The sequence below is a fragment of the Aliarcobacter lanthieri genome, from assembly GCF_013201625.1.
Taxonomy (GTDB): Bacteria; Campylobacterota; Campylobacteria; order Campylobacterales; family Arcobacteraceae; genus Aliarcobacter; species Aliarcobacter lanthieri.
In genome coordinates, this window is the sequence record NZ_CP053839.1 from 1,680,358 (window position 1) to 1,695,751 (window position 15,394).

General features: G+C 25.1%; 12 protein-coding genes. 1 reads left to right on the forward strand and 11 read right to left on the reverse strand.

The features are described from left to right. Positions 1 to 11: 11 nt before the first annotated feature. The 4 genes from ALANTH_RS08515 to ALANTH_RS08530 form a co-directional block, all read right to left on the reverse strand. The gene (locus ALANTH_RS08515) at positions 12 to 2,618 is read right to left on the reverse strand and encodes an ABC transporter substrate-binding protein (RefSeq protein ID WP_026808129.1); all 2,607 of its coding nucleotides are present in this window, start codon (positions 2,616 to 2,618) and stop codon (positions 12 to 14) included. Positions 2,619 to 2,666: 48 nt separating this feature from the next. Next, positions 2,667 to 4,199: a bifunctional phosphoribosylaminoimidazolecarboxamide formyltransferase/IMP cyclohydrolase gene (purH, locus tag ALANTH_RS08520; protein ID WP_026808130.1), complete on the reverse strand. Its 1,533-nt coding sequence runs from the start codon at positions 4,197 to 4,199 to the stop codon at positions 2,667 to 2,669. Positions 4,200 to 4,229: 30 nt separating this feature from the next. After that, on the reverse strand, positions 4,230 to 6,443 hold the full coding sequence (gene purL / locus ALANTH_RS08525; protein WP_026808131.1) for a phosphoribosylformylglycinamidine synthase subunit PurL: 2,214 nt from the start codon (positions 6,441 to 6,443) through the stop codon (positions 4,230 to 4,232). A 66-nt stretch (positions 6,444 to 6,509) separates the two neighbouring features. Next, entirely contained in the window at positions 6,510 to 7,469 is a 960-nt protein-coding gene (locus tag ALANTH_RS08530; RefSeq protein ID WP_228131142.1) for a L,D-transpeptidase family protein, read from the reverse strand. Between the two features lie 81 nt (positions 7,470 to 7,550). On the opposite strand from ALANTH_RS08530, the gene ALANTH_RS08535 reads away from it, so the two are divergent. Then, positions 7,551 to 8,735, forward strand: a complete 1,185-nt coding sequence (locus ALANTH_RS08535) for a peptidoglycan DD-metalloendopeptidase family protein (RefSeq protein ID WP_026808132.1) — start codon at positions 7,551 to 7,553, stop codon at positions 8,733 to 8,735. A 28-nt stretch (positions 8,736 to 8,763) separates the two neighbouring features. Here the strand turns inward: ALANTH_RS08535 and folE are convergent, their stop codons facing one another. From folE to era, 7 genes are all read right to left on the reverse strand, one after another. After that, complete coding sequence (gene folE / locus ALANTH_RS08540) at positions 8,764 to 9,336, reverse strand: GTP cyclohydrolase I FolE (protein ID WP_026804802.1); 573 nt, start codon at positions 9,334 to 9,336, stop codon at positions 8,764 to 8,766. Between the two features lie 22 nt (positions 9,337 to 9,358). Further along, positions 9,359 to 10,309, reverse strand: a complete 951-nt coding sequence (corA, locus tag ALANTH_RS08545) for a magnesium/cobalt transporter CorA (protein WP_026804803.1) — start codon at positions 10,307 to 10,309, stop codon at positions 9,359 to 9,361. A 12-nt stretch (positions 10,310 to 10,321) separates the two neighbouring features. Further along, complete coding sequence (locus ALANTH_RS08550) at positions 10,322 to 11,500, reverse strand: type II secretion system F family protein (protein WP_026808133.1); 1,179 nt, start codon at positions 11,498 to 11,500, stop codon at positions 10,322 to 10,324. Continuing rightward, on the reverse strand, positions 11,500 to 12,858 hold the full coding sequence (locus ALANTH_RS08555; RefSeq protein ID WP_026808134.1) for a GspE/PulE family protein: 1,359 nt from the start codon (positions 12,856 to 12,858) through the stop codon (positions 11,500 to 11,502). Before ALANTH_RS08555 ends, ALANTH_RS08550 begins: the two co-directional genes overlap by 1 nt. Further along, a complete protein-coding gene (locus tag ALANTH_RS08560) occupies positions 12,833 to 13,543 on the reverse strand; it encodes a hypothetical protein (protein WP_026808135.1) in 711 nt (236 codons plus the stop codon). The genes ALANTH_RS08555 and ALANTH_RS08560 overlap by 26 nt, the downstream gene beginning before the upstream one ends. Further along, entirely contained in the window at positions 13,521 to 14,402 is an 882-nt protein-coding gene (locus ALANTH_RS08565; RefSeq protein ID WP_026808136.1) for a hypothetical protein, read from the reverse strand. The genes ALANTH_RS08560 and ALANTH_RS08565 overlap by 23 nt, the downstream gene beginning before the upstream one ends. A 64-nt stretch (positions 14,403 to 14,466) precedes the next feature. Further along, a complete protein-coding gene (era, locus tag ALANTH_RS08570; protein WP_026804808.1) occupies positions 14,467 to 15,351 on the reverse strand; it encodes a GTPase Era in 885 nt (294 codons plus the stop codon). Positions 15,352 to 15,394 lie beyond the last annotated feature (43 nt).

Consider the following 15,394-nt stretch of genomic DNA (forward strand, 5'->3'; position numbering starts at 1 on the left):
TCTATCTCCTATTATTCAATAATATTTAAAGCAATAGTTATCATTGCACCTTTATAATTTATATTTTCAAAAATAAAATCATGATTTTTTATAAATATTTCACCATTCATATGTTTAGAAATAATTTCATTTGACATATAAAGTCCTATTCCTGTACCTTGATATTGATGTTTTGTAGTAAAATATGGTTCAAAAACCTTATTTATTATCTCATCTTTTATTCCACCAGCATTATCTAAAATTTCTAAAAAAACCATTTTTTCATCTACTCTTAAATTAATCATAATTAATCTATTTTCTACTCTATTTTGTTCAAGAGCATCTTTTGAATTATTTATAATATTTATCAAAACTTGAATAAGTTCTGTTTCATATCCAAAAACTTTAATACTTTTAGATAGATATTCCAATCTTATTTTATTTTTTATAAGACTCATATTTACTAATTCAATACTTTTTTTAATACAACCATCTAAATCAAAAATCTCTTTATTTTTTTGTGGTTTAAAAAAGTATCTAAAATCATCTATTGTTTGAGATAAATATTGTGAAGTATTTACTATAGAATCTGATATTTTAAATAATTCATCATCATCTAAAATTTTTAACTGTTTTTTTAGTTTTAAAGAACTTGCATTTGTAGTTATAATAGATAATGGTTGTCTCCATTGATGAGCAATATTTTCTATCATTTGTCCCATAGAAATCATTTTTTGTTGTTGAGATAAAATTCTATCTTTTTCTAAGTTCTTATCAACTTCTTTTTTGATTCTATTTGCCAACCTTTTATTTACATTTTTTAATTGTCTAGTCTTCAAATTAACTAAATACTTTAGTCTTTTATTCATCCTATTTAGAAAAACTTGTCTATATAATATAATACAGAAGATTATTAGAAATATTGCAAGTATTTTATAAGCTGTTTCAAAATCAAAATAACTTTCATATTTTGTATAAACCCACTTATTTATAATATCATTTATCTGTTTTTCATCAATAGATTGTACTAACTGCTCAAAAAGATTGTATATTTCAACTTTATTTTTATTTACTGCAATTGATATATTTAAACTTTCATCAATTTTTCCAGAAATTGATATTTTAGATAAATATTTCGTTTGAATATTGTACCAAGAAGTAGCAATAGTATCTATATGACCAAATACATCTCCAGAAAGAATATTTTGTATTGCTTCATCAAAGCTATTTACTGAAATAAACTCTATATCTTTATATTTATCTTTTAATTTATCTATTAATTCATAATTTTTATTTATAGTAATTTTTTTATTTTTTAAAGTACTTAAATTATCTATAAAAGAGACACTACTTGAAGTTAATAAAACAAGAGGAATTTTCAAATATGATTTTGTATATAAAAAATCTGTTTCTCCAATTTGTGGTTTTACAGCAAATGATAAAATATCACACTTATTACTATATAAATTCATTAAAGATTCACTCCAACTTTGTGTTGGTACAAGCTTTATAGGTTTTGGAAATTTTGTCTGTAATAATTCAATGTAATCTGCGACAACACCTTTAAATTCTTTATTATCAATTTGGCTATATGGTAATATATTTGGAATAGAACACATTTTAATTTCTGAAAGTTTATCTAGAACTTTTTGTTCATCAGATGAAATTTTTATAGTTTCACTATTACCAAAATCAAAGAAATACTTATTAATATCTATATGATTTTCTATTAACCCCATTAAATTATATAAATCATAAATTCTCTGAAACTTCTCTTTTTTTATATCTCCTAATTTAGTATTTTTTACATAAGATAGTTTTTTAAGTTCATTTGCTTCAAAAATCAACTCAGCTTTAGTTAAATTTTGACTATTATATTTTTTAAATATAATATCCACACTCTCTTCTATATTAGAATAAGCATATTCCCAACCTTTTAAAGAAGCTTTTTTAAAATCAATAACTACATCTTTATTGTTTTTTATATAATTTTCACTTGTATATAAGAAATCACTATATAAATCAAATCCATAATCTTTTGGAGAGAAGACATTATATTCTATACCACTCTTTTCTAGCCAATATGGTGCTTTTGAAGTATATGCTGTAATTAGATCTGTTTTTTTATTTATTAAATCATTTATATCATGAGAATGTGTAAAAATATTTATATCACTTATGTCAACTTTATTTGATACTATCATAGCTTTTATAGATACTTCACTAGCATCATCTAATGTTGTCATCATAGTTTTATTTTTAAACTTTGAAATATTATCAATACCAGATTTTTTTGTACTGAGTAATACTAATGGAGAAACTTGAAAAAGTGCACTTAATATTATAATATCTTTGTTTCTTGATTTTTCTACGATTAAATTTTCTCTTCCTATAGCAAAATCAACCTCTTGATTATTTACTTTTTTAGGGACATCTAAGTCCAAAGAAAATGGTAGGATCTCAACATCAATACCTAACTCTTCATAAAAACCTTTTTCTTTTGCAATATAATAACCAGCATATTGAAATTGATCAAACCAAGCTAATTGAAGTGAAACTTTTTTTAAATCTTTGGAATATAGATTTATAGAAAAAATTATAAATATAAGAAAAAATTTAAGATTTAAAGAAAATTTCAATTTTGACCTTTTAGAATCTATACCAAATTTCTTTGGTATAGAAAATTTTTAGTGTAAGAAATGTCTAATACCTGAAAAATATAAAGCCATACCATATTCATTTGCAGCTTCGATAATTTCATCATCACGAATACTACCACCTGGCTCTATTACACATTTAACACCTGCTTTTTGTGCTTCATCAATACTATCTCTAAAAGGGAAAAAAGCTTCACTTGCTAATACTGCTCCAGTAACATCAAGCCCCATATCATTAGCTTTTCTTAAAGCTGCTTTTGAAGCATCAACTCTAGAAGTCATACCCATACCAACAGCAACCATTGCAGAATTTTTTACATAAACTACACAATTTGATTTTGTTAAACTTGCTATTTTATATGCTATTTCCATATCTTTTATTTCTTGCTCTGTTGCACTTCTTTTTGACATAAGTTTTGAATTTTTAACTTCATCATCTAAAACTTTATCAGCATCTTGATATACAAATCCACCATCAACTCGTTTAAAGTCAATTTCATCATTTGATAATTCTAGATATTCTGTCCCTTGCTCAAAAAGTTTAATTCTTTTTTTACCTTCAAAAACAGCTACTGCTTCAGAAGTAAATTTTGCTGCAAAAATAACTTCTAAAAATATTTCATTCATCTTTTCTGCTAACTCTTTATCAACAGTTCCATTAACAGCAACCACTCCACCAAAAGCAGAAACTGGATCACATTTAAGTGCTTCAACGTAAGAATCGAAAAGTGTATCTTTTATTGCAAAACCACATGGATTTCCATGTTTTACTATACAAATTGCTTTATCTTTTCCAAAAGCAGCAGCTATTTTTGCAGCTCCACTAATATCTCCCATGTTGTTGAAACTAGGTTCTCCTTTTACAATTTTAAATTTATTAGAAAATTGTTTATCAAACTCATATAAAGCACCTTTTTGATGAGGATTTTCCCCATATCTTGTATCAAATACTTTACTTCCAACAATAAATTGTTTTGCTCCAAAACCATTATTAAATCTTCTATTCATATAGTTTGCAATCATTGAATCATAACTAGCCGTATGTTCATAAGCTTTTATCATTAAATCTCTTCTAAAATCTACAGTATTTGTATTATTTTTAAGATTATTCAATACTAAATCATAATCAGCAACATCTGTAACAATAATAACTGAATCAAAATTTTTAGCAGCGCTTCTAACCATTGCTGGTCCACCAATATCAATATTTTCAATTATTTCTTCAAAATCATCTGTTTTTTCAATAGTTGCTTTAAATGGATATAAATTTACACAAACTAAATCTATCCCTTCAACACCTAACTCTTTTGCTTGATCTATATGTGATTGTTTATCTCTTCTGTGTAAAATCCCACCATGAATATATGGATTTAGAGTTTTTACTCTTCCTTCAAAACACTCTGGAAACTTTGTAACCTCATTTGCTTCAATAACTGCAACACCTTCTTCTTTTAACTTACTATAAGTCCCACCAGTTGAAATAATTTCATAACCTAATTTTACAAGCTCTTTTGCAAAATTTACGACTCCACTTTTATCACTTACACTAATTAATGCTCTCATACTTTCCCTTATTCTAGTTTTTTAAAGTTTTTATTGATCTTGTTGTATTACTTCTTTAAATCTATTAAAGTAAATTTGACTTAATTTATTTAGTTCTTTGTAAATATCATTTATTATGATTTTATCTCCACCAGTTTTTCCAATAGCAACATAAGAAACACCATTTTTAGAAGCTATTTTTTCAAAAGATTCACAATTTTTTGGGTTTACTTCAACTATTGCTCTACTTAAACTTTCACTAAAAATATCTTTATTATCTTCTAATGATATATTTACTTCAACTCCAATATTTCCAACAACAGCCATTTTTGCTAAAGATATAGCAACTCCTCCAAGATTTATATCTTTTGCAGATTTTAGAAGTTTATTTTGATTTGCTTCAATAACAGTATTCCATAAAGCCAACTCTTTTTCAAAATCAACTTTTGGGTGAATTCCTGCAACTTTTCCATACATTTTTTTAAGATATAAAGATCCACCAAACTCACTATAAGTATCTCCTAAAAGATATAAAACATTTCCATTTTCTTGAATTTTAGAAGGTAATACATTATTTGCATCTTCATTTATTCCAACCATTGCAATTGAAGGAGTTGGAAATACACTAACACCATTTGTTTCATTATACAATGATACATTTCCACCAATAACTGGTGTATTTAGAGTTCTACAAGCATTTTTTATACCTTCACAACTCTCTTTAAATTGCCACATAACTTCTGGATTTGTAGGGTTCCCAAAATTTAAACAATCTGTAATTGCTTTTGGAACTGCTCCACTCATTGCTACATTTCTTCCACTTTCCATAACTGCAGCTGCTGCTCCTAATTGTGGATTTATATAACAAAATCTTGTATTACAATCAGCACTCATACTTAAAGCTCTTCCTGTTTCTTTAACTCTAATTGTAGAACAATCAAGACTTCCTGGTCTTTTTATAGTATTTGTTTGTACCATTGAATCAAATTGACTATAAATCCAAGACTTATCTACAACTTCCATATCAGAGAAAAGTTCATCAAAAGCAATTTGGTTTGAAATTTGTTTATCTAAAGATACATTTGCAATATTTTTTAAATATTCTGGTTCACTTACTGGTCTATCTAAAACTGGTGCTTGTTCTGATACAGGTTGAACTGGAATATTTGCAACTATTTCACCATGCCAAAATAACTCCATATTGCCTGTATTAGTAACTTCACCAATAACAGCAACATCTAATTCCCATTTTTGGAAAATATCAATTATTTGTTGTTCACAACCTTTTTTAGCACAAATTAGCATTCTTTCTTGAGATTCACTTAACATAAAATCATAAGGAGTCATTCCTTCTTCACGTGCTGGAACTTTATCTAAATGCATAATCATTCCAGAACCACTTCTTCCTGCCATTTCAAAAGAAGATGATGTAAGTCCTGCAGCTCCCATATCTTGGATACCAATAATTAAATCTTTTTTAAATAGTTCTAAACAAGCTTCAAGTAATAATTTTTCAGTAAATGGATCTCCTACTTGAACTGTTGGTCTTTTACTTTCACTATCTTCTGTAAAAGATGCAGAACTCATAACAGCTCCACCTAGTCCATCACGTCCAGTTTTACTTCCTACATAAATAACAGGATTCCCTATACCTTCAGCTCGTCCATAAAAAATTTCATCTGATTTTGCTAAACCTAAAGTAAAGGCATTTACAAGATTGTTTCCAGCATAGCACTCTTCAAAAGTTGTTTCTCCTCCAATTGTAGGAACTCCCATACAATTTCCATATCCACCAATTCCTGCAACAACTCCTTTTAATAGATATCTATGCTTTTTTGCAGTTTCACTATTTCCTTCAATTGAAGCAAATCTAATAGAATTCATACTTGCAACTGGTCTAGCACCCATTGTAAATACGTCTCTTAAAATCCCACCAACACCAGTTGCGGCTCCTTGATAAGGTTCTATAAAACTTGGGTGATTATGTGATTCCATTTTAAATACAGCAGCATATCCATCACCTATATCTATAACTCCAGCATTTTCTCCTGGACCTTGAATAACCCATGGGGCAGATGTTGGAAAACCACTTAAATATTTTTTACTTGATTTATATGAGCAGTGTTCGCTCCACATAGCAGAGAAGATACCAATTTCTACGTAGTTTGGTTCTCTTCCTAAAATTTCTTTTATATTTTCAAACTCTTCTAAAGTTAAAGAGTGTGCAAGTGCTATTTCTTGAATATTCATCTCTTTTTTTTGCATTTTTCGCCTTAAATTTGGTTATTGAATTTAAGGCAGATTGTATCTAAAAAAGAGTTAAATTTGCTTTTAATCCTCTGTTAGAATTTGAACTTTATTATTAACTATCTCTAAAAAAAGTTCTTTTTTACCAACAAATTTAACTGTTGGACTAAAATATTCTTCATCCATAATAACTTTATACATTCTTTTACCTAAAGAGTTTGGATATGGAGATATATCTATATTAAATAAATTAATAGTTTTAGACTCATTTTTCTCAAAAATTCTTGTTTTTTGTGTTTTAAAAGAATTAAAATCACTTCTATCAGCTCTTTTGAAATCTTTTGAATAATAAGATAAATATTCATCAATTTTTGAATATTTCCATGCATCTTTCCATTTATATATTGTACTTAAGATTAAAGCAATTTCACTTTTTTTTGCTTTTTGAAAAGATTCATTAGTTGTAAGTAATACTGCTTTTTTATAATCAATATTTTTTTCTAAAGCTTCTAATTTATCATTATCTAAAGCGATACAACCTTGTGTGAATTTTTCTCTTTCACCATTTAATGGCATACCATGAATCCAGATTCCATGCCCTTTTTTATTTAAGCTTTTATCAAAATTATCTGGATAAGCTGTAACCAAAGCAAATGGCCCATAAAATTGATCAAGTCCAGTTCTTTTTTGAACTAACTCATAAGCACCTTCTGGAGTTCTTTTATCTCCTTCAAGAAATTTATCACCCTCTTTTTCTCCAATGATAATATTGTCATTTGACACTTTTTTAAAATCATCTTTATCTTTTTCATATAAAGTTATTTTTTTATTATCTTTTTGAGCAACAATTATATATTTTTTAGTTTCATAAAAACCAAAATCTACATTTTTATTTTCTAGATATTTTTCCCATGTACCAGTATCTTTTAAACTTTTTTCTAACTTATCTTCTACAGCATTGATACCTTTTGTTCTATAAAGTTCAAAAATATCATTTGCGAAAAGGTTTATTGATAGAAAAATTAAAACTAATATTTTTAACAAGTCCCACTCCATTTATCATTTTAAGTTTTATTATTATATAATATTCGTCCTAATTTTTTAATAAAAAGGGATTACTTACTTATGAAAAAAATTTTATTATCTATCATATTTCTCATAAATTTTTTATATTCAGCACAAGTTGAAGAATTATCATGGCCAAAAGGTGAGAACTTTTTAACATTTTTAGAAAAAAACAATATCCCTTTAAAATTGTACTATGACTTAGATAAAGAGGATAAAGAACTTTGTAGTGAAATTCAAACAAATAATAGATTTTATTTATATACAGAAGATGATGGAAGTTTTTCACAAGTTTTAATCCCTGTTTCACTTGATATGCAACTTCATATCTATAAAGATTCATCAAATACTTTTAGATTTCAAACCCTACCTATAAATTATACAGAAAGCTCTGAAATGTTTGCTATACCAATTACAGAATCAATTTCTAGTGATATTCAAAAAGCAACTGGTGATGTAGCAATATCAGCAATTATAAATGCTTTATTTTCTGGAGTTGATTTTAAAAAAATGAAAAAAGGTGATTTTATAGCTGTTGAATATAAACAAAAAACATATCTAGGAAAGCTTCATGGAATGCCAGATATTAAATCTGCTATGGTACAAATAAATGGAAAATCATATTACAGATTTAAAAATGAAAAAGATGATAAATACTATGATGAAAATGGAGTTGGATTTACAAAAACTTACCTTTTTCAAATACCTCTAACATATACAAGAATTTCAAGTCCTTTTACAAACAAAAGGTATCATCCTGTTTTAAAGCGATACAGAGCACATTTAGGAACAGATTTTGCAGCTCCTAAAGGAAGAAATATATATGCTGCGGCTGATGGAAGAGTTGAATTTGTTGGAACACAAGGTGGTTATGGGAAAACTATAATTATAAACCATCAAAATGGATATAAAACTCTTTATGCACATCAAAATGGATTTGCAAAAGGTATTAGATCAGGAATGAATATAAAAAAAGGTACTCATATAGGATATGTTGGAACAACAGGGCTTAGTTCTGGACCACATTTACATTTAGGTATGTATAAAAATGGTGTAGCTATTGATCCTATGAAAGTTTTAAAACAACCTAAGGTAGAAGGACTTGATTCAAAAGACAAACCAATATTCTTAGCAAATGTAAAAAATACTATCTCAAAATTCAATAAAGAAATAGTAAATGAAAATAGAACTACACCTAGAAAACTAGATAGAATTTCAGATAGAAGTACTTTTGATATATTCTAAATTATAAGAAATAGAAAAAATCTATTCCTTATTTTCTAAAAGATGAAGAAACTATTGATAAAAACTCATCTTTTGTTTTTTTATCACTTTTAAATAACCCTCTTAAAGATGAAGTTACTGTTGTTGAACATATTTTTTCAACTCCACGCATTTCCATACACATATGTCTTGCATCAATCATAACTGCAACACCTTTTGGTTTTAAATATTCATTTAAAGCTTCACAAATTTGCTCTGTCATTTGTTCTTGAATTTGAAGTCTTCTTGCGAATACATCTACAACTCTTGGAATTTTACTAAGTCCAACAACTTTTCCGTCTGGAATATAAGCAACATGTGCTTTTCCAATAATAGGCAACATATGATGTTCACAAAAAGAATAAAACTCTATATCTTTTACCACTACCATTTCATCATTTGTAGATGTAAAAAGTGCTTTTTGAATAATCTCTTTTGGATTTTGAGTATATCCACTACACATAAATTCAAAAGCCTTTCTAACTCTTTTTGGAGTATCAAGTAAACCTTCTCTATTTACATCTTCTCCAATATATTCTAAAATATTTTTAATTGAATTTTCAAACTCTAATTCTTTATTCATAATAACTTATTCCTTTTATTTTTTATATCCAACCTTTTTTCTTAAAGATTATCAAAGGTGTAATAGCAGATAGGAGCATAATTCCTATTGAGAAAATATATCCATAATCCCAGTTAAGCTCTGGCATAATATCAAAGTTCATTCCATATATACTAGCAACCAATGTTGGTGGAAGAAAGATAACATTTACAATTGTAAATATTTTAATAACTTTATTTTGTTCTGTATTTAAAAGTCCCACAAAAATATTTTGTAAGTAATCAAGTCTTTCAAAATTAAAATTTGTATGATCAACTAAAGATCTTATATCTTTTATCATAATTTGTAAATCTTCCCTATTTTCAACTACATGTTGAGATTTTAAAAGAGAATTCAATATTCTTTGTTTATCAGTAAGATTTTCTCTAATTTTCATATTTAAATTCTCAAAAGCTGACATCTGTTCTAATATATCTTTTTTATCTATTTCATTATCAAAAGCTTGTTTTCTAATATTCGTAATATCTTTACTAAGATTTTCTATAATATCAGCATCAGCATCAATTCGTATATCTATAATTTGAGAAAATATAGAATATCCAGTTTTATATTCTCTTGGACTTGCAAGAAGTTTCTTAATAGAAGTATTAAAACTTGCTAGTTTTTTATATCTTATGCTTATAAGTAAATCTTCTTGTAATATAAAAGAAACAGTCTCATTAACAGGATCTTTTTTATCATTAATTAAAAAATAACTATTTATTTCAATTCTACTATTTTCTTCCCAGTATCTAGAACTTAATTCTATCTCTTCACTTTCTTGTTTTGTTGGAAACTCTATACTAAATATTTTTTCTACAGCCTTTACTTCTTGTAAAGTAGGAAGAAACATATCTATCCAAATTACACTTTTTCTATCTTCTATATTATCTAAAAAATCTAAGCCTTCTATTACACTTAATCTATTCTCTTTCTTTACATAACAATTAATCAAGACTTCTCCTTTTTATATAATGATATTTCCCATATCCCAAATGGGTGTAAATATTGCAATTACAATGAAAAGAATCAAACACGCCATAAATATTAAAAATATTGGTTGTATCAATAAGATTAAAAAATTTATACTCTCATCAAATCTATTCTTATAAATCTTTTTAATTTCACAAATAGTAAGTTCCAAAGAGTTTGAAACTTCTCCTGTTGTTAAAAGATTTAAAACAATATCATCAAAAATTTTTGATTTACTAAATGAGTAGCTAATAGTTTTTCCATTTTCTAGTAAATTATTGATACTACATATTTTATCCAACAAATATTTATTTTTTAATAAAAGATGAGAAGTTTGAAAAGCCTTGTGAAATTCATATTTTGATTTTTGCATTATATCTATAACTAAAAATAGCTTATAAAGCTCGAAATTCAAGTATATATTACTTATAATTGGTATATTATTTAGTAACATCTTGGTTACAAAAGAACTAAAGCTTTTACTATAATTATAAAAAAGCTTAAACAGTATTATAAGTAAAACTGGTATTAAAATTAATAGTACATAAAATTCTGAAAAAAAGTATTCAAGTTTAAGTAAAATTCTTGTAGCAAGAGGTAAATTACTCTCTATTTGCATAAAGATAGATTTAAAATTTGGTATTACTATTAAAAATATCGATATTATAGAGATAAAAAAACTTAAAGTTAAAAATATTGGATAAGAAATAGCTTTGTAAAAACTTTTTTTTATTAATAAAGACTCATCTAAAAAAGAATATATAGATTCAAAATTTAGATCAATGTTAGAACTATTTTGAGATATATTCAAAAAAGCTTTTATATTTTCATCTATTTTAAATTTTTCTAATTCTTTTATGATAGGCTTTGAATTTGATAATGCATAATTAATTGTTTGCAAAAACTCAATAATATTCTTATCTTTTCTATTTTTTATCAAAATTTCTAAAGATTCACTTATATTTATATTTGCTTTTAGCATCAAATTTAACTCATAAAAAAGATTTCTTAAACTTTTATCATTAATAGTGATTTTTTTACTAAAACTAAAACTTTTTTGTTCAATTACTTCTAAAATATTTTTTGATATATTTTGTTTTTCAAGTTCAATGATTGTTACAACTTTACTTTTTATTTCTCCATTTTCTTGATATTTAATTTTATATTTTTTCATTAAAAATTTACTACTTTATAAACTTCTTCTAAACTTGTAAAATTATTTCCAACTTTTTCTTTTCCATCATCAAGCATTGTTTTAAAATTTATAGCTTTTAAATAATCCCTAAACTCATTTAAACTTGCTTTTTGAAATATCAAAGATGATATTTTTTCATCAACTTTTAAAATTTCAGCTATGGAACTTCTATCATAAAATTTTGTAAAATTACACTTTCTACAACCTTTTGCCATACACTCTTTACAATAAGTCAAAACCAATCTTTGTGCCATAATAACTTTTAAAGTTGTAGAAATCAAAAAAGGATCTGCCTTTAAATCAATCAATCTGGTAATTGTTTCCAAACAATTTGAAGAGTGAATACTAGCTAATACCAAATGTCCTGTAAGAGAAGCTTGTAATGCAATATCAAGTGAAAACTTATCTCTTATTTCTCCAATAAATATAATATCAGGATCTTGCCTTAAAATATTTTTCAAAACTAATTCAAAACTAAGCCCTATTTTATTATTTATAGGTATTTGATTTATACTATCTATTTTATATTCTATTGGGTCTTCAACGGTAATTATCTTTTTTTCATCACTATTTAACTCTTTTAAAATTGAATATAAGGTTGTAGTTTTTCCACTTCCTGTTGGTCCAGATATTAAAATCAAACCTTGTGTAAGTTTTAGTACATTTAAAAGAGTATTATAAATATCTTCACTTAAGCCTAAAGTTTGAAGATTTTTATCTATATTTTTATTATCCAAAATTCTTAAAACTATTGATTCAGCATCTATTGTTGGCATAGTTGAAAGTCTAAAATCATACTTTCTATCATCTATATATCGTGAGAATCTACCATCAAGAGATAAACGTGTTTGTGTTATATCAAGATTTGAAATAAGCTTTACAAAAGATGAAAATATTTTAAAAAACTCAGCTTCAAAACTAAAAAATATTTTCAATCTACCATCAACTCTAAATTTAAATAATACTAAATCTTTAAATTTTTCAATATGAATATCACTGGCTCTTTGTTCTATTGAGTACAAAATAAGCTCATCTAAAAATTGTGATGTATATTTTTCTGTACTATTTTGAATGATTGATTTTTGTGCAATTTTATAAAGTTTTTCTCTACTTTCTAAATTTGCGAAAACAAATAAAATTTCTAATTCATCAATTTCAATAAAATTCAAAACTTTTACAAAATCATTTTTTATAGATGATAAATTAGATTTTTGACAAACTCCAAATTTTAAACTAATACTATCTTCATAAATAGGAATAATCAAATTATTTATAAAATATTTTCTATCATATTTTTCAAAGATAGAGTAATCAATTAAAACTTTTAAGATACTCAATACTATTTACCTCCAATTTTATAATTTCATCATCTTTTTTTAATAAAACAAAATCTTGACTTATAAAATCTAGTTTGTATCCTTGTATAGTTCCATTTAACTCAATCCAAGTATCATTTATAAAAGCATATTTTCCTATAATTGCATCAATTTTAAAATCTATTTTTTTATGATTATCTAAATCTTGTTGTCCTTCAAATTCTATAATTGTTTTTGTACTTTCATTATTTATTACTTTTTCTTTTATTTTTTTAATAAAAAATTTTGAGATATCAATTCTTAAGTCAAACAAATATACATCAGATTCAATTTTTCTTAAGCTTAAACTATAAATATTTGTAAAATTATTTAAAATTTCAATTTTATGTAGGAAATTAGCTAAATCTTCTTTTCTTGATTTCGCTTGAAAAAATATCTCATCTTTACTATTTTCACTTTTTTGGATAAGAACATTACTTTGTTTAGCTATTTCTTCAATATTATTTAAAAGTTCTAATGTTGATTTATCATATCTTTTATTTTCAAAACTTATCAACTCTATATTTTTGTCTTGTAAAAATTCATCATTATTTTCTTCATAATTTAGAATATATAATAAAATCAAAACCAATATTGGCAAAATATATAACTCTATTTTTATCTTTAAACTACTTGTTTCAAATCTATTTTTGAGTAAATTCAACATCAATTATAGCCTCAAATTTTTTACTATCATCTAAGAAATTTATAGAGGAAGTGAGTACATTTCCACAACTTTCTAAAAAAAGGTTGATATTATCTTTATTTTTATGATTTATAACTATTTTTGCCCTATTTTGTCTAAATTCAAATGAGATAAGAGTAAGTCTGTTTTTATCAATATTTTCTAAGATTTTATAAAATCTCTCTTCAAAACTGATAAAAGAATATTTTTCTTTTATATCTTCAATTTTTACTATATTTTGCTCTTTTTCTTCATATTTTTTAATATTTTGAAAATAGTAAAAAGCAAAATAAATCACTATAAACAGATAAAATATATAAATATAAAAACTAAAATCTTTTTTTAATTCAAACTTTTTCAAAGGTTCTTTATAGTGTTTCTTTGAAAAGTTTTTTAAAAATTCTATCTTCAAATTTTTTAATATATCTGGGCTAATTTGATAAATTTTTTCTATTTTTATCTTAAATCTTTTTTCTAAAAACTGTAAGAAATCATATTCATTTATATTTTGGCTTATTTTTTGGTAATAATAAAGGTTAGTGTTTTTAAAGATAATAAAAAAGTCTTGACAAATAAAAAGGGTGAACCCATTTGAATTTTTATCAATATATGTATGAAAAACCTCAAATTCAAAGAATTTAAAACCATTAGTTACTATAAAAAGTTGATATTCTTTGATATTTTCAATAAAATTGATATAGATTATATCATTTTGATTTAAACTTATATTTTTTAGTTTTAGATTAAATTGAATAAAACTTTTTAGATATTTATCATTTATCTTTTCGCTAGTTTCAAGCTCAATAATCAAAATATCTTTAGATAAGACAAATGGTGTCATATTTATACCTTAAAAAATATGGAGCGACCATTTGAAGTATATTAAAATAAATTTGAAACTAAGATTAATTCTCTATTTCATATCCCATAGATTTTAGAGCTTCTTTATTTTTTGTCCAATTCTTTTTAACACTTACAAAAAGTTCTAAAAAACACTTTTTCCCTGTAAGTTTTTCAATTTTTATTCTAGCATCTTTACCTATTCTTTTTATTGCAGTTGCACCTTTTCCTATAATCATACCTTTTTGAGTATCTTTTTGAACAATTATAGTTGCTTTTACAACATCAACATTTGCTTTTTCTTCAACTTTATTTACTACAACATCAGCTTCATAAGGTATTTCATCACTAATATTTTCAAAAATCGACTCTCTTATAAACTCTTTATATATATCTCTTAAATGTTCTGTTGTCATAATTTCTGGATCAAATAAATAGGGATGAACCGGTAAATATTTTACAACCTCATCTAAAATATCAGATTTTTTTGTAGCTCTTTTTATAGATATTGGTATCATTGCTTCATATTTATCTTGATATTTTTCATACTCTTTTAGTTTCACCATAAGTTCATCATTGTTTATAAAATCTATTTTTGTTAAAAGTAGTATATGTTTTGTATTTTTTGTATTTTTTTGTAAAAAATCTTCATAATATTTTAAACTATCAGTAACAGGAGCTAAAAATAGTATTAAATCACAATCACCCATAGCTTTTAGTGCTTCATCTAACATAAACTGATTTAAAAGTTTTTCTGTTTCGTGAATTCCTGGAGTATCTACAAATATAATTTGGTCATCTTCGTGCATAACTATAATATTTGATCTTTTTCTTGTAGCATTTGCTTTGTGTGAAACCATCGCTATTTTTTCACCAACTAACCAATTTAGAAGTGAACTTTTACCTGCATTTGGTCGTCCTACAACTGAAACATATCCACATTTTGTCATTATTTGCCTTTTTAAATAAATAGTTATAATAGTAACATAATTT

Coding starts and splice junctions, on each gene's coding strand:
- purH (WP_026808130.1), bottom strand. CDS start 4,199: ATGAGAGCATTAATTAGTGTAAGTGATAAAAGTGGAGTCGTAAATTTT.
- purL (WP_026808131.1), bottom strand. CDS start 6,443: ATGCAAAAAAAAGAGATGAATATTCAAGAAATAGCACTTGCACACTCT.
- ALANTH_RS08535 (WP_026808132.1), top strand. CDS start 7,551: ATGAAAAAAATTTTATTATCTATCATATTTCTCATAAATTTTTTATAT.
- folE (WP_026804802.1), bottom strand. CDS start 9,336: ATGAATAAAGAATTAGAGTTTGAAAATTCAATTAAAAATATTTTAGAA.
- ALANTH_RS08550 (WP_026808133.1), bottom strand. CDS start 11,500: ATGAAAAAATATAAAATTAAATATCAAGAAAATGGAGAAATAAAAAGT.
- ALANTH_RS08560 (WP_026808135.1), bottom strand. CDS start 13,543: ATGTTGAATTTACTCAAAAATAGATTTGAAACAAGTAGTTTAAAGATA.
- ALANTH_RS08565 (WP_026808136.1), bottom strand. CDS start 14,402: ATGACACCATTTGTCTTATCTAAAGATATTTTGATTATTGAGCTTGAA.
- era (WP_026804808.1), bottom strand. CDS start 15,351: ATGACAAAATGTGGATATGTTTCAGTTGTAGGACGACCAAATGCAGGT.